Below are 24,838 nucleotides of genomic sequence, written 5' to 3'. Positions count from 1 at the left end.
CCCATGAGCGCAAATGCGGTCCCTCTGATCGGTGTCAGCGCCTGCCGCCAGCAGGTGGGGAAAAACTCGTCGCACACTGTGGGCGACAAGTACGTGGAGGCGGCCGGCTTTGCGGGGCTTCCGTTGATTTTGCCGGCCCGTGACGGTGGCAGCGACACACAGGCGCTGCTCGCGCGGCTCGATGGCATTCTTTTTACCGGCTCGCCTTCTAATGTCGAGCCGCATCATTACAATGGCGCCCCCAGCGCGGAAGGGACCCGGCACGACACCGCGCGTGACCGTCTGACCTTGCCGTTGCTGCAGGCAGCCATTGCCGCCGGTATACCGGTGTTCTGTATCTGCCGTGGTTTCCAGGAATTGAACGTCGCCCTCGGCGGCACTCTGCACCAGCGCGTGCAGGAGCTGCCCGGCTACCTGGATCACCGAGAACCTGAGGATGCACCACTTGAGGTGCAATACAGCCCTCGACACCCCGTCGGCGTTGCGCCGGGAGGGCTGTTCGAGCGCTTGGGCCTGGCTGAGCAGTTCGAGGTCAACTCGCTGCACAGCCAGGGCATCGACCGTCTGGCCCCTGGCCTGCGCGTCGAGGCACGGGCCCCGGATGGCCTGATCGAGGCGGTGTCCATGCCTGATGCGCCGGGCTTCGTGCTCGGTGTGCAGTGGCACCCGGAATGGCGTTTCGCCGAAAACCCGGTCTCCCGGCGCCTGTTCCAGGCATTCCGCGAGGCCTGCATTGCCCATGCTGCACGGGAGGGTTTGCGCCAGAAAACACTCTGACGTTACCCGAAGGTCTTGGATGACCCGCTCCCTGCAACAGCTTTCAATGAGTGAAAGCGGGCCTTGTTCGCAAGGTCCGTGAAAACAATACCAATAGTTACGGCAAAGACTCATGAGCGAATACACCGAAGCCGGCCGCCCACCCGATGTGGCGACCGATGCAGGCAACACCCAGCGCGCCAGCAAAGGCCTGGCAAAAGGCCGTTTGGGCCTGCTGGCCAGCGTGGTGCTGGGCATCTCCACGATTGCACCTGTCTATACCCTGACCGGTGCCCTTGGCCCCACCGTGCGTGAGGTGGGCGCCCACCTCCCCGCTGTTTTCATCGTCGGCTTCCTGCCCATGTTGCTGGTCGCGCTGGGCTATCGCGAGCTCAATGCCGCGGAGCCGGACAGCGGCACCTCCTTTACCTGGTCGGCACGGGCCTTCGGGCCGATGATCGGCTGGATCGGTGGCTGGGGGCTGGTCGTGGCCACTACCATCGTGTTGTCCAACTTGGCGGGTGTGGCCGTCGATTTCTTCTACCTGTTCATTGCACAGATCACCGGTCAGCAGGAGCTGGCGGCATTGGCGGACAACTTGTTGGTGAACATCACCACCTGTTGTGTGTTCATCGCCTTGGCGGTGTGGATCTGCTGCCGTGGCATGGGCACCACGATGACCGTGCAATACGGCCTGGTGGCCTTGCAGTTGCTGGTGCTGATCGGCTTTGCGTTCGCCGCTTTCAGCGAGACCACCGCACCGCCACCGCTGGCATTCGACCTGGCCTGGTTCAACCCGTTTGGCGTGGAGTCGTTCTCGGCGTTCGCCGCAGGTCTGTCGTTGTCGATCTTCATCTTCTGGGGCTGGGACGTGTGCCTGACCGTGAGTGAAGAGTCGATCGGCAGTGACGAAGTCCCGGGCAAGGCTGCCACCTGGACGGTGTTGCTGATCCTCGGTCTCTACTTGGTCACCGCCATCGCCACCCTGCAGTTCGCCGGGATCAGTGATGTTGGCCTGGGTCTGGGTAACCCGCGTATCCAAGAGAACGTCTTTGCGCACCTGGCCGGTCCGGTCATGGGGCCGCTGGCGATCCTGATGTCCATTGCCGTATTGGCGAGCACTGCTGCGTCCTTGCAGTCGACCTTCGTGTCGCCGGCGCGGACCCTGCTCGCGATGGGCTACTACGGCGCCGTGCCACAACGTTTTGCCAGCGTCTGCCCGCGTTCGCAGACGCCGCGCTACGCGACCATCTGCGCCGGCGTTGCTGCTGGTCTGTTCTACGTGACCATGCGCACGCTGAGCGAGAACGTGCTGGCCGATACCATCACTGCCCTGGGCATGATGATCTGCTTCTACTACTCGCTGACGGCCTATGCCTGTGTCTGGTATTTCCGCCACAGTCTGTTCGGCAGCCTGCGCCACTTCTTCATGCGCGGCCTGTGCCCGCTGGTGGGTGGTGTAATCCTGTCGATCATCTTCGTGCGCACGGCGATCGACAGCGCCTCGCCGGACTTCGGCAGCGGCTCTCACGTTGCCGGGCTTGGCCTGGTATTCGTGATCGCGGCAATCATTTCGGCACTGGGGATCGTGTTGATGGTGCTGTCGCGCTGGCGTGCACCGGCCTACTTCCTGGGCGCGACGTTGCGCCAGCAGGCCAACCTGCAACTGCAGGAGTAATGAAAAAAGGGGCTGCGAACGCAGCCCCTTTTTGATTTCAGCCGATCAATTGCTTGAGCAGCGCTCCGTGGCGTTGCTGTTGCTTGTGCAGCCTGAGCGCCTCGGCACGTTCGACGGCTTGTGGATCGCCATCTCGGTTTGCACGGAACACCGCTTTGAGGTCTTCCAGCGCCTCGGCGAAGTCATCGTTGATGATGACGTAGTCGTACTCGTCGTAATGGACCATCTCGCTGACCGCTTCCCTCATGCGGCCTTCGATGATTTCCTCGCTGTCCTGGCCGCGGTTGTCCAGGCGATGGCGCAGGGCCTGCTGGCTTGGCGGCAGGATGAAGACCGACAGCGCCTCGGGCATCAGCTTGCGTACCTGCTGGGCGCCTTGCCAGTCGATTTCCAGGATCAGGTCATAGCCTTGGTCGAGGGTCTGCTGCAGTGCGCTGCGCGAGGTTCCGTAGAAGTTGCCGAAGACCTCGGCGTGCTCGAGGAAGTCGCCCTGCTCGATGAGCACCTTGAAATGCGCGTGCTCGACGAAGTGATAGTTCACCCCGTGCTGCTCGCCTGGGCGCATGGCGCGGGTGGTGTGGGAGACCGAGACGCGGATGTTGTCGTCCGCCTGGGTCAGCGCCGTGACCAGGCTGGTCTTGCCGGCGCCGGACGGGGCCGAGACGATGTAGAGGGTGCCGCTGCTGTGGTTCATGGTAGGGGTGGCCTTACTCGATGTTCTGTACTTGTTCACGCATCTGTTCGATCAACACCTTGAGGTTGACCGCCGCCTGGGTGCTGCGCGGATCGAACGCCTTGGAGCCCAGGGTGTTGGCTTCGCGGTTGAGCTCTTGCATCAGGAAGTCCAGGCGCCGGCCGGCTGCGCCGCCGGACTTGAGGACCCGCCGGACCTCGGTGATGTGCGTGCTGAGGCGGTCCAGCTCTTCGGCCACGTCGCTTTTCTGGGCCAGCAACACCATCTCCTGCTCCAGGCGCTGCGGGTCGAGTTCGGCCTGCAGGTCATTGAAGCGGTCGAGGATGCGCTGGCGCTGGGCGGCCAGCATCTGTGGCACCAGGGCGCGCAAGGTGGTGACCTCTGCGGTCATGCTGTCCAGACGCTCGTTGATCAGGCGGGCCAGTTCCAGGCCTTCACGCTGGCGGCCGGCCTTGAGCTCGGCGAGCGCCTCGTTGAACAGCGCCATGGCCTCGGCGTTGAGCGCCTGAGGGTCGCTGGCGTCGGCCACCAGCACGCCGGGCCAGGCCAGGACTTCGAGCGGGTTCAGCGGCGCGGGCTGCTTGATCAGGCCGGCGACGGTCTCGGCGGCGGCGACCAGCTGCGCGGCGCGCTCACGGTCGACCTGAAGGGGCTTGCCGGCGTTGTCTTCGCTCAGGCGCAGGGTGCATTCGACCTTGCCGCGCGACAGGCCTTGGCGCAGGCCTTCGCGCACCGCGCCTTCCAGATCGCGCAGGGCCTCGGGCAAGCGCAGGTGAGGCTCCAGGTAGCGGTGGTTGACCGAGCGCAGTTCCCAGGCCAGGGTGCCTTGGCTGCCAGCGCGCTCGACGCGAGCAAAAGCGGTCATGCTGTGCACCATGGTGAGTACCTCGCGAAGTCTGAATGAACGGGAAAGCCTTTCGGCCAAGGCGCGGGATTGTAGCGCAGTGCGGTGCGGGCGCCCAATCCACCCATGTTACAGAGAGCCTGCAAGGCCGGTGGGAAAAGACGACAGGCTGCCCCGGCGCGCGACAATAGGCGTGTCCTCCCAGGGCGCCGGGCCTTATAATGCTCGCCAGATTCAAGTCCCGGTACAGGTATCCCAGATGAAACGTCCAAGTGGTCGCGCCGCCGATCAGCTCCGCTCGATCCGCATCACCCGCAACTACACCAAGCACGCCGAGGGGTCGGTACTGGTCGAGTTCGGCGACACCAAGGTCGTCTGCACGGTCAGCGTCGAAAATGGTGTTCCCCGCTTCCTCAAGGGTCAGGGCCAGGGTTGGCTGACCGCCGAGTACGGCATGCTGCCGCGTTCCACCGGCGAGCGTAACCAGCGTGAAGCGAGTCGTGGCAAGCAGGGTGGCCGTACCCTGGAGATCCAGCGCCTGATAGGCCGTTCCCTGCGCGCCGCGCTGGACATGAGCAAGCTGGGCGACGTCACCCTGTACGTCGACTGCGATGTGATCCAGGCCGATGGTGGCACCCGCACCGCGTCGATCACCGGTGCCATGGTCGCCCTGTGCGACGCCCTGGCCGTGATCAAGAAGCGTGGTGGTCTCAAGGGCGGCAACCCGCTCAAGCACATGATCGCCGCCGTGTCGGTGGGCATGTATCAGGGCGAGGCCGTGCTCGACCTGGACTACTTGGAAGACTCCGCCGCCGAGACCGACCTGAACGTGGTCATGACCAGCGCCGGTGGCTTCATCGAGGTCCAGGGCACCGCCGAAGGCGCCCCGTTCCAGCCTGAAGACTTCAACGCCATGCTGGCCCTGGCCCAAAAGGGCATGACCGAGATCTTCGAACTGCAGAACGCGTCGCTGGCCGACTGACCTGGCTGCCAAGGAGATGTGGAACATGAACGAGCCTGACGACCTACCGGTCGCCCCACCCAACGCCGAGATCCGGCAATGGGCGATGTTCTGTCATCTCTCGGCGCTGCTGGGCCTGGTGGTGCCCCTTGGGCACCTGCTGGGCCCGCTGGTGATGTGGATCTGGAAGCGTGAGCTGGATCCGTTCATCGACGCGCAGGGCAAGGAGGCACTGAACTTCCAGATCAGTGTGACCATCGCAGGGTTCATCTGCTTCTTGCTGATGTTCGTGCTGGTAGGGATCGTGCTGTTCGCCATCCTGACGGTGGCGGTGCTGGTCCTGGCCATCCTTGCAGGGGTCAGGGCCAACGAGGGCAAGCCTTATCGCTATCCGCTGATCTGGCGACCGATCAAGTAGGTTTTTCTAAGGATCATTCGCGGGTAAACCCGCCCCCACAGGCGCTGCGCTTAAGAAGGGCGGTGTCCTGTGAGGGCGGGTTTGCCCGCGAATGAGCTGCAGACTGACTTAGATCGTCAGCGTCCAGTCGTAGTCCACGATCAGTGGCGCATGCTGGGAGAAGCGCGGCTGGCGCGGCAGGCGGGCGTTGCGCACGAAACGGCGCAGGCCTGGGGTGAGGATCTGGTAATCGAACCGGTAACCCAGGTTGAGCATCTCGGCCTGCTCGTTGTCCGGCCACCAGCTGTACTGGTCGCCTTCGCGGCTGACTTCGCGCAGGGCGTCGACGTAGCCCATGTCGCCAACGATTGCGTCCATCCACGCACGCTCCGGCGGCAGGAAGCCCGGCGACTGCTGGCTGTCGCGCCAGTTCTTGATGTCCAGCTTCTGTTGCGCCACGTACAGCGAGCCACAGTAGATGTACTCGCGACGCTTGCGGCGCTGCTTGTCCAAGTAGCGGGCGAAGTCGTCCATCAACTTGAACTTCTGGTTCAAGTCCTCGTCGCCGTTCATGCCTGAAGGCAGCAGCAACGTTGCAATACTTACCTTGTCGAAATCCGCTTGCAGGTAACGCCCGTAACGGTCGGCTGTCTCGAAGCCCAGGCCGGTGATGACTGCCTTGGGCTGCATCCGCGAGTACAGTGCCACGCCACCTTGGGCTGGCACCTCCGCGTCGCAGGCGTAAAGGAAATAGCCATCGAGCTGGAAAGCTGGGTCGTCGAGTTCAAAGGCCGAGGCGCGGGTATCCTGAAGGCAGATGACGTCGGCATTCTGGGCTTGCAGCCAGCTGAGCAATCCACGCTCGGCCGCAGCCTGAATGCCATTTACGTTCACACTGATGATCCGCATAAATGGCCCCAAAAATCTCGTGCGTGTATGATACCCGAGCTCAACTCATTTAGCTAAATCCGTGGTGTCCGGGACTCTTCATGCAGCCGTATCAGCGCGACTTCATTCGTTTTGCCATCGATCGCGGGGTTCTGCGCTTCGGTGAGTTCACCCTGAAATCGGGGCGTACCAGCCCGTACTTCTTCAATGCCGGCTTGTTCAATACCGGTTCAGCACTGGCGCAACTGGGGCGTTGCTACGCGGCGGCCATCGTCGACAGCAAGATCCCGTTCGACGTGCTGTTCGGCCCCGCCTACAAGGGTATTCCCCTGGCGGCAGCCACTGCCGTGGCGCTGGCCGAGCAACACCAGCTCGATGTGCCATGGTGCTTCAACCGCAAGGAAGCCAAGGATCACGGCGAAGGCGGCAGCCTGGTCGGCGCCCCGCTGGCCGGTGACGTGCTGATCATCGACGATGTGATCACCGCTGGCACCGCCATCCGCGAAGTGATGCAGATCATCAACGCCCAGCAGGCCAAGGCCGCTGGCGTTCTGATCGCGCTGAACCGCGAAGAGCGTGGCAATGGCGAGCTATCGGCGATCCAGGAAGTCGAGCGTGACTTCGGCATCCCGGTGGTCAGCATCGTTTCGCTGACCCAGGTGCTGGAGTTCCTGGCCGATGATCCACAGCTCAAGCAACACCTGCCAGCTGTCGAAGCCTATCGGGCGCAGTACGGGATCTGACTCCCGCGTTGCAATTGAAAAAGGCGACCTTCGTGAGAGGGTCGCCTTTTTTTGTGCAGGCTATTCAGGCCTTATTAGCGGCGAACCGCCGCGATGCCGGCTGCCCTCAGTCCGTGCCGTACTTCGGCGAGCGGGGGCCATAGAGGATTCCGCCGTTGGGCTGGGGTGTGAGCAAACGACTGCTGGTGATGCCAGCGATCGGGTAACCCGCATCATCTTGTACGTTGCTGATGATCTGGTTGATCGCTGCGGTGACCAGCATGCCAATCAGGCCACCTTGATTCTGCCGGCCTTCCTCGCTCGACGCGCTGGCGCTACCTGTCCACAAGGTGGTTCCGCTCTTGAGGTCCACCAGTTTGGCGCTGGCGGTGACGATAGTTGCGCTGCTGAGCACCATATAGCGGGTACCGTAATCGCTGACGGTGACATACAGGCCTGCGTCCGCACCAAAGATCTCATGCAGCTTGTCGGGCGGTAGCTGATGGATATCGGCGGGTGTGCTCAGGCCGTTCTGGCGGAATGTTTCGTCAACCAGTGCCACGGGCATCACGTAGTAGCCTGCCTCGGCCAGCGGATAGGTCACCTGGGACAGCATGCTGTAGGTGGCTTTGACATCCGGGGACTCGTTCAGCGGCGGCAGGATCAGGATCGATTTAGGGCGACTTTGCTTGTAGGCCGTGTAATCGATGGTCTTGCGCTCGGCGCAGCCGGTGAGCAGCACCAGCACGCAGGCGCTCACGAGCAGTTGGGTGAGGCGACTGATCATTGCTTGATTCCCTTGCTGGCATTGTTGATCAGAAAGTCCATGTACGGCGCCGATTCAGGGAACAGTGCTTTTTCGGTGCGCAGTTGCTGAATCATCTGATCGTCCTTGCCAAGGCTGGAATAGAGCAGCCCAAGTTGAGCGTGATAGCCGGGGGGTACTGCGCCGTTCTTGGCTTTGATCTTTTCGAGGTCACGCTCAAGGGCGATGGCCTGTTCCTCTTTCGAGGTCTCGCCTTTGAAGTACTCATGTACCTGGGGCTGGTAGCTCTCCCATTGGTACAAGGGCTTTTGCCCGCTGCAGCCGGCCAGCAGGGTGCAGCCAAGCAAGAGCGCGGCGAAAGCGCGCCAGGCCGAGAGTGGGGTCGTCATGTAACGGTCTTCCTTGTCCTATGCACTTACTGTGCTTGTGGCTTCCATTGGCCGCTTTCCACGGCATTGACCAGTTTGTTCACGGCTTCGCGCATGGCCAGGTCGAGGACTTTGCCATTAAGGGTGGAGTCATAGCTGGCGGTACCGCCGAAGCCGATGATCTCGCGGTTGGAGAGTGCATATTCACCTGCACCCTGGCTCGAATAGACCACCTCGGAGGTGCTGATATTGACGATGTTCAGTGCAACCTTGGCATAGGCAATCTGGGTCTTGCCGCGGCCCAGGATGCCGAACAGCTGGTGATCGCCGACCTCTTTGCGGCCGAACTCGGTCACATCGCCTGTCACCACGTAGTCGGCGCCTTTGAGACGTTGGGCTTGGCCCTTGATCGCCGCTTCCTGCTGGATCTCGCCCATATTGTCGCGGTCGAGCACATTGAAGCGATGGGTCTGCTGCAAATGGGTGATCAGGATGGTTTTGGCCTGGCCACCCAAACGGTCAACGCCGTCGGAGAAGATGCCGCGCATGTAGCTGGAGCGATTGTCGAATTTACCCACGGCGATCGGCGCGCGAACGCCGCTGTAAGGACGGTTGACGCTTTCCACCTGCTGCACGGTAACTGCCGTGGAGGTTTCGGTTGCGCAGCCGGAAAGGGACCCGATAGCCAGAGCGGCTACCAGCACGAGTCCTTGTGATGCGTATTTCACGCGATATCTCCCACTAGAAATTAAAACGATAGCGCTATGCCATTACCTTTTCGGCGCCTGGCAGGAAACCTTTATGTGCGGCGGGAGCTTAAAGCGCGGGTGTGGTGAGGACGAATAAAAAAAGGCGACCTTAGAGGTCGCCTTTTTCCGTGAATCGGCGCCAGATGGTAAGAACCATCTGACAGACCAAGTGGTCAGTGACGCTTGGTGTTGGTGATCAGGGTACCCACGCCGCTGTCGGTGAAGATCTCCAGCAGGACGGCATTCGGTACGCGACCATCGATGATGTGCGAGCTGTTCACACCACCTTGCACTGCCTCCAAAGCACATTTGATCTTCGGCAGCATGCCGCCGTAGATGGTGCCGTCGGCGATCAGCTCGTTGACCTGCTCGGTGGTCAATCCCGTCAGGACGGTGCCTTGCTTGTCCATCAGGCCTGCGATGTTGGTCAGCAGCATCAGCTTCTCGGCCTTGAGCGCCTCGGCTACCTTGCCCGCCACCAGGTCGGCGTTGATGTTGTACGACTCGCCGTTCTCACCCACGCCGATCGGTGCGATCACCGGAATGAAGTCGCCTTTGACCAGCATGTTCAACAGGTCGGTGTTGACGCTCACCACTTCACCTACGTGACCGATGTCGATGATTTCCGGCTGGGTCATCTCCGGTGTTTGACGGGTGACGGTGAGCTTCTTGGCGCGGATCAATTCAGCATCTTTGCCGGTCAGGCCGATGGCGCTGCCGCCGTGACGGTTGATCAGGTTGACGATGTCCTTGTTTACCTGGCCGCCCAGAACCATCTCCACCACGTCCATGGTGGCCGAGTCGGTGACGCGCATGCCATCGATGAAATGGCTCTCGATCGAGAGACGCTTGAGCAGGTCACCGATCTGTGGGCCGCCGCCATGCACGACCACCGGGTTGATGCCCACGGCCTTCATCAGCACGATGTCCCGGGCAAAGCCGGTCTTGAGCTCTTCGCTCTCCATCGCGTTGCCGCCGTACTTGATCACCAGGGTCTTGCCGACAAAGCGGCGAATGTAAGGCAGTGCTTCGGACAAAACCTCGGCTACATGGGAAGCGGCATCGCGATCGAGGGTCATGCAGGGCTCCAGGTAAGGAACGGATAGTCGGTCAGAACGGCAGTTGCAGGGCTGGATCGACACGCAGCAACTGCGTGCGCAAGACAGCCTGGATACGTTTGAGCTCGGCGTCGCTTTCGGCCTCGAAGCGCAGCACCAGCACCGGGGTGGTGTTGGAGGCGCGAACCAGGCCCCAGCCCTGGGCGTAGTCGACCCGCACACCGTCGATGGTGGTGAGGTTGGCATCGCCCCAGTCGGCGTCGCGTTGCAGTGCATCAATGATGCTGAATTTACTCTCGTCGGTCACATCAATGTTGATTTCCGGCGTCGAAATATCGTTCGGGAACGCCGCGAACAGGCTTTCGGCGTCTTGGTCTGCCTTGCTGAGGATTTCCAGCAGACGGGCAGCGCTGTAGATGCCGTCGTCGAAACCGTACCAGCGTTCCTTGATGAAAATGTGTCCGCTCATCTCGCCGGCCAGCAGAGAGCCGGTCTGTTTCATCTTCTTCTTGATCAGCGAGTGGCCGGTCTTCCACATCAGGGCGCGACCGCCGAGCTGTTCGATCAGCGGCGTCAGGCGACGGGTGCATTTGACGTCGAAGATGATCTCGGCGCCGGGGTTGCGCGACAGCACGTCCTGGGCGAAGAGCATCAGCAGGCGGTCTGGATAGACGATGGTGCCGGTGTTGGTCACCACGCCCACGCGGTCGCCGTCACCGTCGAAGGCCAGGCCGATGTCGGCGCCGGTTTCCTTGACCTTGGCGATCAGGTCCTCGAGGTTTTCTGGCTTGCCCGGGTCCGGGTGATGGTTGGGGAAGTTACCGTCGACGTCGCAGAACAGCGGGATGACGTCGCAGCCCAAGGCCTCGATCAGTTGTGGCGCGATGACACCGGCGGCGCCGTTGCCGCAGTCCACCACCACCTTGAGTCTCTTGGCCAGCTTCACGTCGCCGACGATCTGCTGGAAGTAACGCTCCAGGATCTCGACACGTTCGACGCGGCCCTCGCCACGGCTCAGGTCGTTGGTTTTCAGGCGGGTCAGCAGGGCTTGGATCTGTTCGTTGGCCAAGGTGTCGCCAGCGATGACGATCTTGAAGCCGTTGTAGTCAGGCGGATTGTGGCTGCCGGTGAGCATTACACCGGATTTGCCGGCCAGCACATTGGCGGCGTAGTACAGCGCTGGAGTCGGAACCAGGCCGACGTCGCTGACCTGGCAACCGGCGTCGACCAGGCCCTTGATCAGTTGCTCGACCAGCATCGGGCCGGACAGGCGGCCATCGCGACCGACCGAGATCTGTGGCTCGCCCTGGGCAAGGGTCTGGGCGCCGATGGCACGGCCGATCCAATAGGCAGTCTCGCCGGTCAGGGTTTTGCCGACAACGCCCCGGATGTCGTAGGCGCGGAAGATGCTCTCGGGCAGTGCGGGTACCAGGTGGGCCATGTCGTTCATCTCTGGGAGCTCCAATAATCAAAGGCTTCTGGGTAGGCGCAAACTGAACGCTTGGACGATGCTTTTGCCAGAGAGTTCGCCATCCATGGCCCAACGGTCGTCAGCCGGACTCAGTGGCTGCCGGAGTGACCGAAGCCGCCAGCCCCGCGCTGGCTCTCGTCGAAGGACTCGACGATATCGAAATGGGCCTGCACCACAGGCACCAGCACCAGCTGCGCGATACGCTCGCCGATGGCGATGGTGAAGGGCGTCTGGCCGCGGTTCCAGCACGAGACCATCAGTTCGCCCTGGTAGTCCGAGTCGATCAGGCCGACCAGGTTGCCCAGCACGATGCCGTGCTTGTGGCCCAGGCCCGAGCGCGGGAGGATCATGGCGGCCAGGCCCGGGTCGCCGATGTATACCGACAGGCCAGTGGGAATCAGCAGGGTCTGGCCCGGCTCCAGGACGGTGTCCTCCTTGAGCATGGCGCGCAGGTCCAGGCCGGCGGAGCCGGGGGTGGCATATTGCGGCAGAGGGAATTCGTTGCCCAGGCGAGGGTCGAGGATCTTGGCTTGAAGAGCGTGCATGTAACTTATTGAACCTGGTTGAGCCGTTCGGCGATGAAGGCGACCAGTTGTCGGGCGATCTTGCCCTTGCTGGTCTGCGCGAAGAGGGTCTGGTGCTGCTGGCGGTCGATGACGGTCAGGGCGTTTTCCTCGCTGTTGAAGCCGATGCTGGGGTTGGCCACATCATTGGCGACGATCAGGTCGAGGTTCTTGTCCTTGAGCTTGCGCGTGGCGTAATCGAGCAGGTGTTCGGTCTCGGCGGCGAAACCGACGCTGAACGGACGATCGGTGCGGCCAGCGATGGTCGCAAGGATATCCGGATTGCGCACCATCTGCAGCAGCATGCCGTCGCCGGTCGTAGGGTCTTTCTTGAGTTTTTGCGGGGCAACGACTTCCGGGCGGTAGTCCGCGACCGCTGCCGAGGCGATGAACAGGTCGCAGGGCATGGCGGCCTCGCAGGCCGCGAGCATGTCCCGAGCGCTCACCACGTCGATCCGGTTGACGCGATCGGGCGTCGGTAGGTGCACGGGGCCTGTAACGAGGGTCACCCGAGCCCCTGCTTCGGCGGCCGCCTCGGCCAGAGCGAAGCCCATCTTCCCGGAGCTATGATTGGTGATGTAGCGCACCGGGTCGATGTTTTCCTGGGTGGGGCCGGCGGTGATCAGCACGTGCTTGCCGGTCAGCGACTGGCGCTTGAAGCTTTCGGCGGCGCACCAGGCCAGATCCGTGGCTTCGAGCATGCGACCAAGGCCTACGTCACCACAGGCCTGGCTGCCTGAGGCCGGGCCGAATACCTGGATGCCGCGGCTCTTGAGCAGTTCGAGGTTGGCCTGGGTGGCCGGGTCGCGCCACATGGCCTGGTTCATGGCCGGCGCCACGGCAACAGTGGCATCGGTGGCCAGCACCAGGGTGGTCAGCAGGTCATCGGCCATGCCCTGTGCCAGGCGTGCCATGAGATCGGCAGTGGCTGGGGCGATCAGCACCAGGTCGGCCCACTTGGCCAGTTCGATGTGCCCCATCGCAGCTTCCGCGGCGGGGTCGAGCAGATCCATGTGCACCGGGTGGCCGGACAGTGCCTGCAGGGTCAGTGGCGTGATGAACTCGGCACCACCGCGGGTCATGACGACGCGCACCTGCGCGCCGTGTTCCAGGAGTCGGCGAATCAGCTCGGCGCTCTTGTAGGCGGCGATGCCGCCACCCACGCCGAGAACGATGCGCTTGCGATACAGCCGCTGCATAGGCTTGCCTTTTTCCAGTGAAAGCGGGCGACGACGACTGCTGCCTGCGGCAGATCGTCGCATCTACGGAGCGGGATAGATTAACACAGGGCCTAAACGCGCCGCAGTAACACGCAAGGAGGGGTATGAACATCAGGGAATGGCCAGCGGACGATCGGCCACGGGAGAAGCTGTTGCAGCGCGGTGCGGCCGTGCTGTCGGACTCGGAATTGCTCGCTGTACTGCTGGGTTCGGGAGTTGCCGGGCGTAATGTGCTGGACTTGGCGCGGGGGCTTTTGGTGCGTTTCGGCGGACTCAGGCAGTTTCTCGAGGCTGATCGCGATGCTGTGCTGCGTGAGCCGGGCCTGGGGCTGGTGAAATATGCGCAGTTGCAGGCGTTGCTGGAGATTGGCAGGCGTTATCTGGATGAATCCATCTCGCGCGAAGCCGTTCTGGAGAGTCCGGCATCGGTGCGGCGTTACCTGAAGTCCATGCTGTGTCACGAAGCCAGCGAAGTGTTCGGCTGTCTGTTCCTGGACACCAAGCACAGGCCGCTGGCGTTCGAGATCCTGTTCAGGGGGACGATCAACCGAGCGAGCGTCTACCCGCGTGAGGTGGTGCGGCGCTCGCTGTTGCACAACGCCGCCGCACTGATCCTCTGTCACAACCATCCGTCAGGTCATAGCGAGCCCAGTGAGGATGACGTGCACATGACGCTGGTGCTCAAACGGGCATTGGCGTTGATCGATGTGCGGGTGCTCGATCATGTCATCGTCGGGGACGGTGAGCCACTGTCGATGATCGAGCAGGGGTGGTTCGAGGTCTAGGGCTGCTTTTGCGGCCTGCGACGGGGCGCAAAGCGCCCCGACCAATGACTTAGCGCGTGACGGAAACCTTGCTGAAATCCAATCGCCCGAACGGGCTCACCTGGTAACCCTCCACGCCTTGGCGCAGCAGCGTCGCCGCGGTTGGGTGGGCCAGTGGCAGCCACAGTGCTTGCTGCTGGATCAGCGTCTGCGCCTGTTGATACAGGCGGCTGCGCACGCTCTGGTCGTTGGTGGTGCGACCGGCGCTGATCAACTGATCCAGGCGGTTGTCGCAAAAACGCGCGAAGTTGGTGCCGGACTTGACCGCCGCGCAGGAAAACTGCGGGCTGAGGAAGTTGTCCGGATCGCCGTTGTCGCCGGCCCAGCCCATGAACAGCAGGTCATGCTCGCCAGCCTTGGCCCGGCGGATCAGCTCGCCCCATTCGATCACGCGGATCTCGGCCTTGATGCCGATCTTCGCAAGATCCGCCTGGAGCATCTGTGCGCCCAGGCTCGGGTTGGGATTGAGCAGGCTGCCTGAGGGGCGGGTCCAGATTGTCGTGGCAAAACCGCCCGCAAGCCCTGCCTTGGCCAACAGTGCCTTGGCCTTTTTAAGGTCCATGGTGTAGCCGGGCAGGTCCTTGGCGTAGCTCCAGGTGTTGGGCGGGTAGGGGCCATTGGCCGCGATGGCGGTGCCTTCGAACACGGCCTTGAGATAAGCAGGCTTGTCGAAGGCCAGGTTGATGGCCTGGCGCACCTCGGGCTTGTCCAGTGGAGGGTGCTGGCTGTTGATGGCGACGAACGCCGTCATGAACGCCGGGACACTTGCGGTCTTGAGGTTGCCGTCCTTGCCCGCTTCGGTGATATCCAACGGTTTGGGCGAGAGGGCTACTTGGCATTCGCCGCGTTTGAGCTTTTGCAGGCGTACGTTGGCGTCCGGGGTAATGGCGTAGATCAGCGGGTCGACAGCGGGCTTGCCCGCGAAATAGTCGGGGTTGGCGCGATAGCGCACCACCGCGTCCTTCTGAAAACGCTGGAACACGAACGGCCCGGTGCCGACCGGCTGGCTGTTGAGCTTTTCCGGGGTGCCGGCCTTGAGCAGTTTGTCGGCATATTCGGCGGAATAGATCGAGGCGAAGCCCATGCTCAGGGTGGCCAGGAAGGTGGCGTCCGGGTGGGTCAGGGTGAAGCGCACCGTGTGCGCTTCCGGCGCCTCGATCAGTTTGATCAGGCTGGCCAGCTGCAGCGATTGGGCATGCGGGTACCCTCCAGGCGCCGTTTTGTGCCAGGCGTGAGCGGGGTAGAGCATGCGCTGGAAGCTGAACAGCACATCGTCGGCTTCCAGCTCACGGCTGGGTTTGAACCAGGGCGTGGCATGGAATTTCACGCCATTACGCAGCTTGAAGTCATAAATCAGGCCGTCATCGGACACTGTCCAGCTTTCCGCCAGGCTGGGCACCACCTTGCCCTGGCTGGCATCGAATTCCACCAGACGATTCATCAGCACATCGGCCGAGGCGTTGGTGGTCGTCAGCGAGTTGTACTGGACGACGTCGAAACCTTCGGGGCTGGCCTCGGTGCAAACGGAGAGGGGCGCCGCCTGGGCGAGGCCTGCGGCGAACAGGGTGGTGAACAACAACGATAGGGCGGCGACACGCATGGTGGCTCCTTGACTGATCTGGGGCCCATCTGACTGTGCAGTTGAGGAAAGGTCCTACCCTAGTGCGCGCATTGATAAATGACCACCTTCTTTTTCGTCTGTCTGGCGACGAGCGGTCGACAGCACGCCAGCCTTGTCGCTATGCTGGCCGGGCGCGCTCGGCCCTATCAGGATGCGTATCTTCTGTTGTTGTGGTCGAGTCTTTCTGGTATAAAGCAGCGCTCTTTTCTAGGGGCACGGTCTGTCGCGCAAGCCGATTCGGTCGATAAGACCCCCGGAAACACGGCGCCTGGCGCCATAGACTGAGAGATTAAGCGGCCAACCCATGCCGGGTTGGGCATGTGGTTTTAGAGGGCTGAGGCATGTCGAGAGTCTGTCAAGTTACCGGTAAGGGTCCGGTAACCGGGAACAACATTTCCCACGCAAACAACAAAACCCGTCGTCGTTTCCTGCCAAACCTGCAGCACCACCGTTTCTGGGTTGAATCCGAGAAGCGTTTCGTGCGTCTGCGCGTTTCCGCCAAGGGCATGCGTATCATCGACAAGCGCGGTATCGATGCCGTTCTGGCCGACATCCGTCGTGCTGGCGCCAAGGTTTAAGGGAGAACATCATGCGTGAATTGATCCGTCTGGTTTCGAGTGCCGGTACCGGCCACTTCTACACCACCGACAAGAACAAGCGCACCACTCCGGACAAGATCGAGATCAAGAAATACGATCCGGTCGTCCGCAAGCACGTGGTCTACAAGGAAGCCAAGATCAAGTAATTGATCGGCAACCTGAAAAAAACCCGCTTCCTCGGAAGCGGGTTTTTTTATGTCCGGCGTTCAGGTCAGAAGGCGAAACCTTCGATGATGCCCTTCACGTCCGACTCTTACTTCTGTTCGAACATGACGTAGATCTTGCGGCAGGGCTCCAGCACTTCCCAGGTGCCCTTGAAGCCGGCCGGGATCACGAACCGATCGCCGGTACGCAGCGTCTTGGCATTGCCCTCCTGGTCGCGCAGTACCGAGACACCCTGTGTGATCTCGCAGTATTCGTGCTCGGTGTAGTTCACCGTCCACTGGCCCACCTCACCTTCCCACACGCCCGCAGCGAACTGGCCGCAGGGGCTGGAATAGTGGTTGTAGACCGCCTGGTCGGGCTCGCCCTTGATGATTTTTTCCGCCGCAGGGCGGTAGCGTTCGGCCTCGGTGAGTGCCTGGGCGAAGTCGATGATGGTGCCGATGCTCATGGTGATTCCCTTTTGTTGTTTAATAAAATGCACATCAGTAGGCGTTTAGGCCTTTCGTGTCAAATATATTGATAGTTTCCACCGGCTGGTTTAGGGTGTCGGGTGCCAGTGTGCGCTTGTCGCCCGGCCAGAATTATTGACACGCCGTGATGTCCTCAGTACGGCGTTGCACCTTAACAAGAGGAGGAGTTTCGTATGACCACCCTGACTCGTGCGGATTGGGAACAGCGTGCCCAGCAACTGAAGATCGAAGGTCGCGCCTTCATCAACGGCGAATACACCAATGCCGCATCCGGTGAAACCTTCGACTGCCTGAGCCCGGTGGACGGACGCTTCCTGGCCAAGGTTGCCAGCTGCGATCTGGCCGACGCCAACCGCGCCGTCGAAAATGCCCGCGCCGTGTTCGAATCCGGCGTCTGGTCGCGCCAGGCCCCGGCCAAGCGCAAGGCTACCCTGATCCGCTTCGCCGACTTGCTGCGCAAGAACGTCGAAGAACTGGCCCTGCTGGAAACCCTGGACATGGGCAAGCCGATCGGTGACTCCTCCACCATCGACGTCCCTGGTGCCGCCAACGCCATCCACTGGACTGCCGAAGCCATCGACAAGGTCTACGACGAAGTCGCCCCGACTCCGCACGATCAGCTGGGTCTGGTGACCCGCGAGCCTGTGGGCGTGGTTGGCGCGATCGTGCCGTGGAACTTCCCACTGCTGATGGCCTGCTGGAAACTCGGCCCGGCCCTGGCCACTGGTAACTCCATCGTCCTCAAGCCTTCGGAAAAGTCGCCGCTGACCGCCATTCGTATCGCCCAGCTGGCGATCGAAGCTGGCATCCCGGCAGGCGTGCTGAACGTGCTGCCAGGCTACGGCCATACCGTGGGCAAGGCTCTGGCCCTGCACATGGACGTCGACACCCTGGTGTTCACCGGCTCGACCAAGATTGCCAAGCAGCTGATGGTCTACGCGGGCGAGTCGAACATGAAGCGCGTCTGGCTGGAAGCCGGCGGCAAGAGCCCGAACATCGTCTTCGCCGACGCCCCTGACCTCAAGGCCGCCGCCGAAGCCGCTGCCAGCGCCATCGCCTTCAACCAGGGCGAAGTCTGCACCGCAGGTTCGCGCCTGCTGGTCGAACGCTCGATCAAGGACAAGTTCCTGCCGATGGTGGTCGAGGCCCTGAAGGCCTGGAAGCCGGGCAACCCGCTGGATCCGTCGACCACCGTCGGCGCGCTGGTGGACACCCAGCAGATGAACACCGTGCTGTCGTACATCGACGCCGGTCACCAGGACGGCGCCAAGCTGCTCGCGGGCGGCAAGCGTATTCTGGAAGAAACCGGCGGTACCTATGTCGAACCGACCATCTTCGACGGCGTGACCAACGCCATGAAGATCGCCAAGGAAGAGATCTTCGGCCCTGTGCTGTCGGTCATCACCTTCGACACCGCCGAGGAAGCCGTGGCGATTGCCAACGACACCCCGTACGGCCTGGCCGCTGGCATCTGGACCGCCGACATCTCCAAGGCCCACAACACCGCCCGTGCCGTGCGCGCCGGCAGCGTGTGGGTCAACCAGTACGACGGTGGTGACATGACCGCGCCGTTCGGTGGCTTCAAGCAGTCGGGCAACGGCCGTGACAAGTCGCTGCACGCCCTGGAGAAGTACACCGAGCTGAAAGCGACCTGGATCAAGCTGTAATCCAGTGAGCCGCTAGGCGGCTCTTTTCGCGGGTGAGCCCGCTCCCACAGGATTTGTAGGAGCGGTTACCCACGATGGGCTGCGCAGCAGCCCTGCAAGCAACTAGCCGGGCCGGCCCTTGCCGTCCCGGCTTTGTCGTCTCTGCTGTTCAAGATCTGCCTGGGAGGCTGTCATGCGTTGGGGAACCTATTTTGCCGTGCTGGCGTCGGTACTCAGTGTCGGGCTCGCGCTCGGCGTGAGCATGCCGCTGGTGTCCTTGCGCCTGGAGGGCTGGGGCTACGGTGGGTTCGCCATCGGCGTGATGGCCGCGATGCCCGCGCTCGGTGTGCTGCTCGGGGCCAGCCTGGCCAGCCGCCTGGCGGGTTGGGTCGGTGTGCCAGCGGCGATGCGCCTGTGCCTGTGGGGCGGTGCGTTATCTATCGGCCTTGTAGCCGTGCTGCCCAGCTATGCGCTGTGGCTGGCATTGCGCCTGGTGATCGGCATGGCCCTGACGGTGGTGTTCATCCTGGGTGAAAGCTGGATCAACCAGCTAGTGGTGGAGCAGTGGCGCGGCCGGTTGGTGGCGCTGTATGGCAGCAGCTATGCCTTGAGCCAGCTTGCCGGCCCCTTGGTGCTGGGGTTTCTGGGCTCGGACGATGACTTCGGATTCTGGGCCGCCACTGCGCTGCTGTTGTTCGCGCCCTTGCTGCTGCTGGGCCGCGGCGGTGCGCCCAGCACCGAGGCGTGCAGCGTCACCTTCGGCGACCTGTTCGGGTTCTGTCGGCGCCTGCCGGTGATCGCCTGGGCCATTGCGCTGTTTGCCGCCTTCGAGGCGATGATCTTGACCTTGCTGCCGGTGTACTGCCTGCAGCAAGGGTTCACCGCCGAGATCGCGTTGTTCATGGTCAGCACCGTGGTGGTGGGCGATGCCGTGCTGCAGTTGCCGATCGGTGCCCTGGCCGACTACATGTCGCGACGGACGCTGTTCAGTGGCTGCGCCTTGACCCTGCTCGTTTCGAGTCTGGCCATTCCGCTGACGTTGCACACGCCTGCGATCTGGCCGGTCTGGGTGTTGTTCGGGGCCAGTGCCGGTGGACTGTTCACCCTGTCGCTGGTGCTGATCGGCGAGCGTTATCGGGACGATGAGCTGGTGCGCGCCAACGCGCATGTGGCGCAGCTGTGGGGCATCGGTTGTCTGCTTGGGCCGTTGATCGCCGGCGCCGGCAGCCAATGGATCAGTGGCCATGCACTGCCGTGGCTGATGGCGGCAGGTGCGGCGGGGTTGGTCGTGTTGACCCGCCGGCGCGACGCCTTCGAGCCTGCTTCGGCCTGATAGCGAGTTTGTAGCCTATTCGCGGGCCACAGGTGCGGCGCTGTCATTGAGAGCGCTGCTTGACTTGTGGGCAGGGTTCACCTGCGAACGGGGCGGCGGCTCACAGCATCTTTTCCAGCCCCACCGCCTTGCTGATCCAGGCATTGAACCGCCGCCACAGCCCGCCTGGCTCGGAGGTGAGCAGGCGGCGTTTGCCATTGTCCTCGGTTACCCACACCAGTTTGTCCCCCACCAGTTTGGCCTGATAGCTCAGCGCTGGCGCCATGCCCTGCACCGCAAGATCGCGGGTGTATTCGGCCAGCTCGGGGCTGTCGACCAGCACGCCGACCTCGGTGTTCCACAGCACTGAACGTGGGTCGAAGTTGAACGAGCCGATGAAGGTCTTGCGCCGGTCGAAGACGATGGCCTTGCTGTGCAGGCTGGAGTCCGAGCTGCCATACAGGCGCAGGCTGCGGTAGGCGCTCGGGTCTCCGGGTTGGCGGCGCAGCTCGTACAGTTGCACGCCGTGTTCGAGGAGGGCGCGGCGATAGGGGGCATAGCCGCCATGCACCGCTGGGACGTCGGTAGCTTCCAGGGAATTGGTCAGCAGCTTGACTGACGTGCCGGCATCGGCGCGGCCGGTCAGGTACAGCAAACCCGATTCGCCCGGTACGAAGTAGGCCGACACCAGGATCAGCTCGCGATGCACATTGGCAAGCTCCGGTGCCAACTGCTGGGTCATCAGCAGGTGCGGGTCCGGCTCGTCTTGGGCCAGCACCTTGCTGGGTGAATCCCACAGGGCCTTGCTGTGGGCCCAGATCAGCTCGTTGCGCCACGCGTCCAGGCGTGGATTGGACTGGTAGGCCATCAAGCGGTCGTACAAGGCTTTGTGCTTGACCCGCGCTTGCGCCAGTGAGATCTCCAGGCGCTTGCGGCTGGCGCGCAGGTCGTTGGCATCCGGTTGGCGCCAGAGGAAGTCGCCGATAGGCAGGCTCAAGGCGCTGTTCCAGTACTGGTCGAAGCTGTGGCCGAGCTGGTCGGCCACCGGGCCTACGCCGAGCAGGTCGATGTCGGTGAAGTTGAGGTTGGGCTCGGCGTCGAAGTATTCATCGCCCAGGTTGCGGCCGCCGACGATGGCCATGCTGTTGTCCACCAGGAACAGCTTGTTGTGCATGCGCCGATGCTGGCGCGACAGGTTGAACAGCCGGCCTACGGCGCGGGTGGCGCCGGTGCTGCGCCCCAGGTGCAGGGGGTTGAACACGCGGATCTGGATATTGGGATGGGCAGCGAGCGTGCCCATCATGGTGTCGAGGCCGTCGCTGGTGGTGTCGTCGAGCAGCACGCGCACGCGCACGCCGCGGTCGGCGGCGCGCAGCAGTTCATGAACCAGGGCGCGGGTGCCCAAACCGTCGTGGACGATGTAGTACTGCAGGTCGATGCTCGCCTGGGCATTGCGGATCAGCTCGGCGCGGGCTCGAAAGGCCTCATTGCTGTTGGGCAGCAGGCGAAAACCCGAACGCCCGTCATAGGGCGCGGCCTGGCGCTGGACGGAGCGGCCGAACGCCGATTCGCTGGCCGGCAGCGTCTGGCTGACCTGGCGGGGCGTACTGACGCTGGCGCAGCCTGACAGGCCAAGCAGCAGCGCCAGCAAGAGTGGCAGAGCTCGCTGGAGTCTCAAGAGAAGAACGTCCTGTACAGCAAAGGCTTATGGTTTGGACCGTGGAGGGCGGCGCAAAGTTACGCCGGGTCTTCGTCCGCTTCCAGTAGACGAAGGGCGGTTTCACCCACTTTGCGTACCGCAGCTTCGATCTGGGGCGTGGGCCGCGCGGCAAAGTTCATGCGCAGGCAATGCCGGTACTTGCCCGACGCCGAGAAGATGCTGCCGACGGCAATCTGCACCCCCTGCTCCAGTAAAGCGCGATTCAGGCGCAGCGTATCGAAACTTTCCGGCAATTCAACCCATAGCATGAACCCGCCTTGGGGCCGACTGGCGCGCGTGCCGGGCGGAAAGTACCGTGTCACCCAGTCGCTCATCTGGTCGCGGCCGCGTTGGTACTGGCTGCGCATGCGGCGCACGTGGGGCTGAAAGTGGCCGGCTTCGATGAAGTCGGCGATGGCCAGTTGCGGCTGGCTGGCGGTACTGCCGGTGCTGATGTACTTCATGTGCAGCACGCGCTCCAGGTAGCGCCCGGGCGCCACCCAGCCGACCCGCAGGCCCGGAGCCAGGGTCTTGGAGAAAGAGCTGCACAGCAGTACGCGGCCGTCTTCATCGAACGACTTGATGGTCCGCGGCCGCGGGTAGGTGTAGGCCAGGTCGCCGTACACATCGTCTTCGAGAATTGCCACGTCGTAGCGCTGGGCGAGGCTCAGCAGGGCCTTCTTGCGCGCCTCGGGCATGATGTAGCCCAGTGGGTTGTTACAGCTGGGGGTGAGCTGGATGAGCTTGATGGGCCACTGCTCCAGCGCCAGTTCCAGGGCCTCCAGGCTGATGCCGGTGAGCGGATCGGTGGGAATCTCCAGGGCCTTCATGCCCAGGCCCTTGAGGGTCTGCATGGCGCCGTGGAAGCTGGGCGCTTCGACGGCCACGATATCCCCGGGTTCACACACGGCGCGGATGCTGGTGGACAACGCCTCATGGCAGCCAGTGGTCACCACCAGGTCGGCCGGGCCCAGGCGGCAGCCGGAGTCGAGCATCAGCCGGGCGATCTGCTCGCGCAGGGCCAGGTTGCCATGAATGTTGTCGTAGTACAGGCCTGGCATGTCCTGGCGGCGGCTGAGCTGGGCCAGGCTACGCAGCAGGGGCTTGAGGGTCGGGCTGTCGATGTCGGGCATGCCGCGACCGAGCTGCATCACGCCTTTTTGCGGCGTGCTGCGCACCAGTTCCAGCACTTGCTCCCATTGCGAGATATCCACCGGGCGTTGGGCGGTGCGGCTCATGGCAGGCAGGGCAGGGAGGCTGCGGTCCTCAGTGACGAAATAGCCGGACTTGGGTCGCGGCGAGACCAGGCCGTTGTCTTCGAGCAGGCGATAGGCCTGCTGCACCGTGCTCAGGCTGACCCCATGCTCAAGGCTCAGGGCGCGCACCGATGGCAGGCGCTGGCCGGGGCGGTACAGGCCTTGTTCGATGCGTGCGCCAAGCAGTTCGGCAAGGTTGAGGTAAAGGGTCACGGCATACTCCTGGGCACTGTCTGCGACTAGGACCGGTACAGATGGGCTGAAAATACGCCATTCAGTCCTGTTTCGGCCAATTCTGTATGGGAATAATAAGCCGATATTGGATCTGTATTGTCGAGGGCGCGAACCGGCATGCTTTCTCCAGGGTTCGATCAAAGCAGGAGAGCGTGATGATGGGCGGCGTGAGCGACGTACGTTTGCAATTGTTGGCCGAGGAACTGGAAGAAGGCCTGCGGCCCAAGGTCTACAACGCCCCGGCTGGGCTGGGACGCTGGGGGTTGATGTTGCACCGCTGGCGCACTCGCCGGGTCTTGTTGCAGTTGGATGATAGCCAACTGAAGGATGTGGGACTGAGCTGGGAGCAGGCTCGCGAAGAAGGGCGCAAACCCTTCTGGAAGGACTAAATGCGATTGCTGTGGGAGCGTGCGGCGAGTGCAGACCTTGTGGGGGCGGGTTCACCCCCGAACACCGGCAAAGCCGGAGCCATCCACCGCGTTACATTCTTCGCGGGTAAATCCGCTCCCACAGATCTGCGCATAGTTCCAAGATTCAGGCCAGCTCCTTGAGCCGATGCCACAGCATGCCCAAGGCCAGCAGCGGCGAGCGCAGCAGCCTGCCGCCGGGGAAGGTGATGTGCGGGACCTGGGCGAACAGGTCGAAGCGACCGCTCTGCTGGCCGCTGATGGCCTCTCCCAGCAGGCGCCCGGCCAGGTGGGTGGCGTTCACGCCGTGGCCGGAGTACGCCTGGGCGTAATAGACGTTCGGCTGGCTGGCCAGGCGCCCAATCTGCGGCAGGCGGTTGGCGCCGATGCCGATCATGCCGCCCCATTGATAGTCGATGCGCACATCGGCCAGTTGCGCAAATACCTTGAGCATCTTGGGGCGCATGTAGGCGGCGATGTCCTTCGGGTCGCGCCCGGAGTAATGACAGGCTCCGCCGAACAGCAAGCGGTGGTCGGCCGACAGGCGATAGTAGTCCAGCGCCACCCGCTGATCGCAGACCGCCATGTTCTGTGGCAGCAGTTGGCGGGCGCGATCCTCGCCCAGCGGCTCGGTGGCAATGATATAGCTACCGGCCGGCAGCACCTTGCCGCCCAGCTCGCGATTCAGGTCGTTGTGGTAGGCGTTGCAGCACAGCACCAGGGTGCTGGCGCGCACACGCCCTTTGGCGGTATGGACCTGCACCTGCGAGCCATAGTCGATGCGCGTCACCTCAGACAGTTCGTGCAGCTTCACGCCCAGGCTGGCGGCGACCCGTGCTTCGCCCAGGGCCAGGTTGAGCGGGTGCAGATGGCCCGAACCCATGTCGATCAGCCCGCCCACGTAGCGGTCCGAGCCCACTACGCTGTGCATGTCCGAGGCCGGTACCAGGCGCAGTTCGTGACGATAGCCGAGGCTGCGCAGTTCTTCGGCGTCCTCGGCGAAGCCTTCCAGTTCACCCGGTTTGTTGGCCAGGTCGCAGTAGCCCCAGGTCAGGTCGCAGGCGATGGCATGGCGCTCGACACGCTCGCGGACGATATCCACCGCTTCCAGGCCCATGAGTTTCAAGTTGCGCACGCCTTGCTCGCCGAGGATGGGCAGAAATTGCTCCAGGCCATGGCCGACGCCGCGAATCAATTGCCCGCCGTTGCGTCCGCTGGCGCCCCAGCCGATCTTGCGCGCTTCCAGCAGGATGACGGACAAACCACGCTCGACCAGCTCAATGGCGGTATTGAGGCCCGAATAGCCGCCGCCGACGACGCAGACGTCAGCGCTGTGCTCGCCTTCGAGCGCCGGGTAGTCGGGATGCGGCACGCTGCTGGCGGCGTAATAGGAGGCGGCGTGCTGCGCGCTGTGGATCATCTGTCGTTTCCCGGTGCTGAGGCGAAAGGGCGAGGATAAGTCGCAGGTGC

Annotated in this window: 25 protein-coding genes and 1 pseudogene; 11 read left to right on the top strand and 15 right to left on the bottom strand. The window is 62.9% G+C overall.

The window, feature by feature from the left end; translation table 11 throughout:
* The first annotated feature begins 3 nt into the window (after positions 1-3).
* A complete protein-coding gene (locus ABOA88_RS03300; RefSeq protein ID WP_196168031.1) occupies positions 4-777 on the top strand; it encodes a gamma-glutamyl-gamma-aminobutyrate hydrolase family protein in 774 nt (257 codons plus the stop codon).
* Positions 778-889: 112 nt separating this feature from the next.
* Positions 890-2,434, top strand: a complete 1,545-nt coding sequence (locus tag ABOA88_RS03295) for an APC family permease (protein WP_070572153.1) — start codon at positions 890-892, stop codon at positions 2,432-2,434.
* Positions 2,435-2,471: 37 nt separating this feature from the next.
* Here the strand turns inward: ABOA88_RS03295 and gmk are convergent, their stop codons facing one another.
* The gene (gmk, locus tag ABOA88_RS03290) at positions 2,472-3,128 is read right to left on the bottom strand and encodes a guanylate kinase (protein ID WP_367850587.1); all 657 of its coding nucleotides are present in this window, start codon (positions 3,126-3,128) and stop codon (positions 2,472-2,474) included.
* Between the two features lie 13 nt (positions 3,129-3,141).
* Positions 3,142-4,005, bottom strand: a complete 864-nt coding sequence (locus ABOA88_RS03285; RefSeq protein ID WP_196168029.1) for a YicC/YloC family endoribonuclease — start codon at positions 4,003-4,005, stop codon at positions 3,142-3,144.
* Positions 4,006-4,231: 226 nt separating this feature from the next.
* Here ABOA88_RS03285 and rph point away from each other — a divergent pair, with 226 nt between their 5' ends.
* A complete protein-coding gene (rph, locus tag ABOA88_RS03280) occupies positions 4,232-4,954 on the top strand; it encodes a ribonuclease PH (RefSeq protein ID WP_043212958.1) in 723 nt (240 codons plus the stop codon).
* A 25-nt stretch (positions 4,955-4,979) separates the two neighbouring features.
* Positions 4,980-5,351 carry a DUF4870 domain-containing protein gene (locus tag ABOA88_RS03275; protein ID WP_043212961.1) on the top strand — a complete coding sequence of 124 codons (372 nt, stop codon included), beginning with the start codon at positions 4,980-4,982 and terminating at the stop codon, positions 5,349-5,351.
* A gap of 108 nt (positions 5,352-5,459) precedes the next feature.
* Here ABOA88_RS03275 and ABOA88_RS03270 read toward each other — a convergent pair whose 3' ends face one another.
* Positions 5,460-6,239, bottom strand: coding sequence for an exodeoxyribonuclease III (locus ABOA88_RS03270; protein ID WP_043212963.1), 780 nt, complete (start codon positions 6,237-6,239; stop codon positions 5,460-5,462).
* 80 nt (positions 6,240-6,319) lie between these two features.
* On the opposite strand from ABOA88_RS03270, the gene pyrE reads away from it, so the two are divergent.
* Entirely contained in the window at positions 6,320-6,961 is a 642-nt protein-coding gene (pyrE, locus tag ABOA88_RS03265) for an orotate phosphoribosyltransferase (protein WP_011536401.1), read from the top strand.
* A 106-nt stretch (positions 6,962-7,067) separates the two neighbouring features.
* On the opposite strand, the gene ABOA88_RS03260 is transcribed toward pyrE, so the two are convergent.
* From ABOA88_RS03260 to coaBC, 7 genes and pseudogenes are all read right to left on the bottom strand, one after another.
* On the bottom strand, positions 7,068-7,727 hold the full coding sequence (locus ABOA88_RS03260) for a DUF799 domain-containing protein (protein WP_367850588.1): 660 nt from the start codon (positions 7,725-7,727) through the stop codon (positions 7,068-7,070).
* Positions 7,724-8,095: a DUF4810 domain-containing protein gene (locus ABOA88_RS03255; RefSeq protein ID WP_367850589.1), complete on the bottom strand. Its 372-nt coding sequence runs from the start codon at positions 8,093-8,095 to the stop codon at positions 7,724-7,726. Before ABOA88_RS03255 ends, ABOA88_RS03260 begins: the two co-directional genes overlap by 4 nt.
* A gap of 26 nt (positions 8,096-8,121) precedes the next feature.
* Complete coding sequence (locus tag ABOA88_RS03250; RefSeq protein ID WP_196168026.1) at positions 8,122-8,802, bottom strand: CsgG/HfaB family protein; 681 nt, start codon at positions 8,800-8,802, stop codon at positions 8,122-8,124.
* 194 nt (positions 8,803-8,996) lie between these two features.
* Entirely contained in the window at positions 8,997-9,902 is a 906-nt protein-coding gene (gene argB, locus ABOA88_RS03245) for an acetylglutamate kinase (RefSeq protein WP_043212973.1), read from the bottom strand.
* 31 nt (positions 9,903-9,933) lie between these two features.
* A pseudogene (locus ABOA88_RS03240) lies at positions 9,934-11,307 on the bottom strand (phosphomannomutase/phosphoglucomutase); the annotation flags it as partial.
* 134 nt (positions 11,308-11,441) lie between these two features.
* On the bottom strand, positions 11,442-11,897 hold the full coding sequence (dut, locus tag ABOA88_RS03235; RefSeq protein WP_084855344.1) for a dUTP diphosphatase: 456 nt from the start codon (positions 11,895-11,897) through the stop codon (positions 11,442-11,444).
* 5 nt (positions 11,898-11,902) lie between these two features.
* Positions 11,903-13,114, bottom strand: coding sequence for a bifunctional phosphopantothenoylcysteine decarboxylase/phosphopantothenate--cysteine ligase CoaBC (coaBC, locus tag ABOA88_RS03230; RefSeq protein ID WP_070093841.1), 1,212 nt, complete (start codon positions 13,112-13,114; stop codon positions 11,903-11,905).
* A 125-nt stretch (positions 13,115-13,239) separates the two neighbouring features.
* Here coaBC and radC point away from each other — a divergent pair, with 125 nt between their 5' ends.
* Positions 13,240-13,920 carry a RadC family protein gene (radC, locus tag ABOA88_RS03225; protein ID WP_196168024.1) on the top strand — a complete coding sequence of 227 codons (681 nt, stop codon included), beginning with the start codon at positions 13,240-13,242 and terminating at the stop codon, positions 13,918-13,920.
* Positions 13,921-13,969: 49 nt separating this feature from the next.
* Here the strand turns inward: radC and ABOA88_RS03220 are convergent, their stop codons facing one another.
* Positions 13,970-15,559: an ABC transporter substrate-binding protein gene (locus ABOA88_RS03220; RefSeq protein WP_196168023.1), complete on the bottom strand. Its 1,590-nt coding sequence runs from the start codon at positions 15,557-15,559 to the stop codon at positions 13,970-13,972.
* Between the two features lie 362 nt (positions 15,560-15,921).
* Between ABOA88_RS03220 and rpmB the strand changes: the two genes are divergently transcribed.
* Both rpmB and rpmG read left to right on the top strand, forming a co-directional pair.
* Positions 15,922-16,158 (top strand): 50S ribosomal protein L28, encoded by a 237-nt coding sequence (rpmB, locus tag ABOA88_RS03215; RefSeq protein ID WP_043212989.1) that lies wholly within the window; start codon positions 15,922-15,924, stop codon positions 16,156-16,158.
* 11 nt (positions 16,159-16,169) lie between these two features.
* Entirely contained in the window at positions 16,170-16,325 is a 156-nt protein-coding gene (gene rpmG, locus ABOA88_RS03210) for a 50S ribosomal protein L33 (RefSeq protein ID WP_003253507.1), read from the top strand.
* 107 nt (positions 16,326-16,432) lie between these two features.
* On the opposite strand, the gene ABOA88_RS03205 is transcribed toward rpmG, so the two are convergent.
* Complete coding sequence (locus ABOA88_RS03205; RefSeq protein WP_196168022.1) at positions 16,433-16,792, bottom strand: cupin domain-containing protein; 360 nt, start codon at positions 16,790-16,792, stop codon at positions 16,433-16,435.
* A gap of 195 nt (positions 16,793-16,987) precedes the next feature.
* Between ABOA88_RS03205 and ABOA88_RS03200 the strand changes: the two genes are divergently transcribed.
* Both ABOA88_RS03200 and ABOA88_RS03195 read left to right on the top strand, forming a co-directional pair.
* Positions 16,988-18,481, top strand: a complete 1,494-nt coding sequence (locus ABOA88_RS03200; protein WP_196168021.1) for an aldehyde dehydrogenase — start codon at positions 16,988-16,990, stop codon at positions 18,479-18,481.
* 172 nt (positions 18,482-18,653) lie between these two features.
* Positions 18,654-19,793: an MFS transporter gene (locus tag ABOA88_RS03195; RefSeq protein WP_043212996.1), complete on the top strand. Its 1,140-nt coding sequence runs from the start codon at positions 18,654-18,656 to the stop codon at positions 19,791-19,793.
* 100 nt (positions 19,794-19,893) lie between these two features.
* Here the strand turns inward: ABOA88_RS03195 and ABOA88_RS03190 are convergent, their stop codons facing one another.
* Entirely contained in the window at positions 19,894-21,450 is a 1,557-nt protein-coding gene (locus ABOA88_RS03190; protein WP_367850590.1) for a phospholipase D family protein, read from the bottom strand.
* Positions 21,451-21,509: 59 nt separating this feature from the next.
* Positions 21,510-22,940, bottom strand: a complete 1,431-nt coding sequence (locus tag ABOA88_RS03185) for an aminotransferase-like domain-containing protein (protein ID WP_196168019.1) — start codon at positions 22,938-22,940, stop codon at positions 21,510-21,512.
* Positions 22,941-23,119: 179 nt separating this feature from the next.
* Between ABOA88_RS03185 and ABOA88_RS03180 the strand changes: the two genes are divergently transcribed.
* Positions 23,120-23,350: a DUF1127 domain-containing protein gene (locus tag ABOA88_RS03180; protein WP_196168018.1), complete on the top strand. Its 231-nt coding sequence runs from the start codon at positions 23,120-23,122 to the stop codon at positions 23,348-23,350.
* A gap of 145 nt (positions 23,351-23,495) precedes the next feature.
* Here ABOA88_RS03180 and ABOA88_RS03175 read toward each other — a convergent pair whose 3' ends face one another.
* The gene (locus ABOA88_RS03175; protein WP_196168017.1) at positions 23,496-24,788 is read right to left on the bottom strand and encodes an NAD(P)/FAD-dependent oxidoreductase; all 1,293 of its coding nucleotides are present in this window, start codon (positions 24,786-24,788) and stop codon (positions 23,496-23,498) included.
* Positions 24,789-24,838 lie beyond the last annotated feature (50 nt).

It is taken from the genome of Pseudomonas sp. PKS (assembly GCF_051913525.1).
Classification (GTDB): Bacteria; Pseudomonadota; Gammaproteobacteria; order Pseudomonadales; family Pseudomonadaceae; genus Aquipseudomonas; species Aquipseudomonas guariconensis_D.
Note: the sequence above shows the minus strand (reverse complement) of the source record. Positions and strands in the feature narration are given on the sequence as shown.

Bases quoted from the DNA above. Each gene is read 5' to 3' on its own strand.
- ABOA88_RS03300 (WP_196168031.1), top strand. From the start codon at position 4: ATGAGCGCAAATGCGGTCCCTCTGATCGGTGTCAGCGCCTGCCGCCAG.
- ABOA88_RS03295 (WP_070572153.1), top strand. From the start codon at position 890: ATGAGCGAATACACCGAAGCCGGCCGCCCACCCGATGTGGCGACCGAT.
- gmk (WP_367850587.1), bottom strand. From the start codon at position 3,128: ATGAACCACAGCAGCGGCACCCTCTACATCGTCTCGGCCCCGTCCGGC.
- ABOA88_RS03285 (WP_196168029.1), bottom strand. From the start codon at position 4,005: ATGGTGCACAGCATGACCGCTTTTGCTCGCGTCGAGCGCGCTGGCAGC.
- rph (WP_043212958.1), top strand. From the start codon at position 4,232: ATGAAACGTCCAAGTGGTCGCGCCGCCGATCAGCTCCGCTCGATCCGC.
- ABOA88_RS03275 (WP_043212961.1), top strand. From the start codon at position 4,980: ATGAACGAGCCTGACGACCTACCGGTCGCCCCACCCAACGCCGAGATC.
- ABOA88_RS03270 (WP_043212963.1), bottom strand. From the start codon at position 6,239: ATGCGGATCATCAGTGTGAACGTAAATGGCATTCAGGCTGCGGCCGAG.
- pyrE (WP_011536401.1), top strand. From the start codon at position 6,320: ATGCAGCCGTATCAGCGCGACTTCATTCGTTTTGCCATCGATCGCGGG.
- ABOA88_RS03260 (WP_367850588.1), bottom strand. From the start codon at position 7,727: ATGATCAGTCGCCTCACCCAACTGCTCGTGAGCGCCTGCGTGCTGGTG.
- ABOA88_RS03255 (WP_367850589.1), bottom strand. From the start codon at position 8,095: ATGACGACCCCACTCTCGGCCTGGCGCGCTTTCGCCGCGCTCTTGCTT.
- argB (WP_043212973.1), bottom strand. From the start codon at position 9,902: ATGACCCTCGATCGCGATGCCGCTTCCCATGTAGCCGAGGTTTTGTCC.
- dut (WP_084855344.1), bottom strand. From the start codon at position 11,897: ATGCACGCTCTTCAAGCCAAGATCCTCGACCCTCGCCTGGGCAACGAA.
- coaBC (WP_070093841.1), bottom strand. From the start codon at position 13,114: ATGCAGCGGCTGTATCGCAAGCGCATCGTTCTCGGCGTGGGTGGCGGC.
- radC (WP_196168024.1), top strand. From the start codon at position 13,240: ATGAACATCAGGGAATGGCCAGCGGACGATCGGCCACGGGAGAAGCTG.
- ABOA88_RS03220 (WP_196168023.1), bottom strand. From the start codon at position 15,559: ATGCGTGTCGCCGCCCTATCGTTGTTGTTCACCACCCTGTTCGCCGCA.
- rpmB (WP_043212989.1), top strand. From the start codon at position 15,922: ATGTCGAGAGTCTGTCAAGTTACCGGTAAGGGTCCGGTAACCGGGAAC.
- rpmG (WP_003253507.1), top strand. From the start codon at position 16,170: ATGCGTGAATTGATCCGTCTGGTTTCGAGTGCCGGTACCGGCCACTTC.
- ABOA88_RS03205 (WP_196168022.1), bottom strand. From the start codon at position 16,792: ATGAGCATCGGCACCATCATCGACTTCGCCCAGGCACTCACCGAGGCC.
- ABOA88_RS03200 (WP_196168021.1), top strand. From the start codon at position 16,988: ATGACCACCCTGACTCGTGCGGATTGGGAACAGCGTGCCCAGCAACTG.
- ABOA88_RS03195 (WP_043212996.1), top strand. From the start codon at position 18,654: ATGCGTTGGGGAACCTATTTTGCCGTGCTGGCGTCGGTACTCAGTGTC.
- ABOA88_RS03180 (WP_196168018.1), top strand. From the start codon at position 23,120: ATGGGCGGCGTGAGCGACGTACGTTTGCAATTGTTGGCCGAGGAACTG.
- ABOA88_RS03175 (WP_196168017.1), bottom strand. From the start codon at position 24,788: ATGATCCACAGCGCGCAGCACGCCGCCTCCTATTACGCCGCCAGCAGC.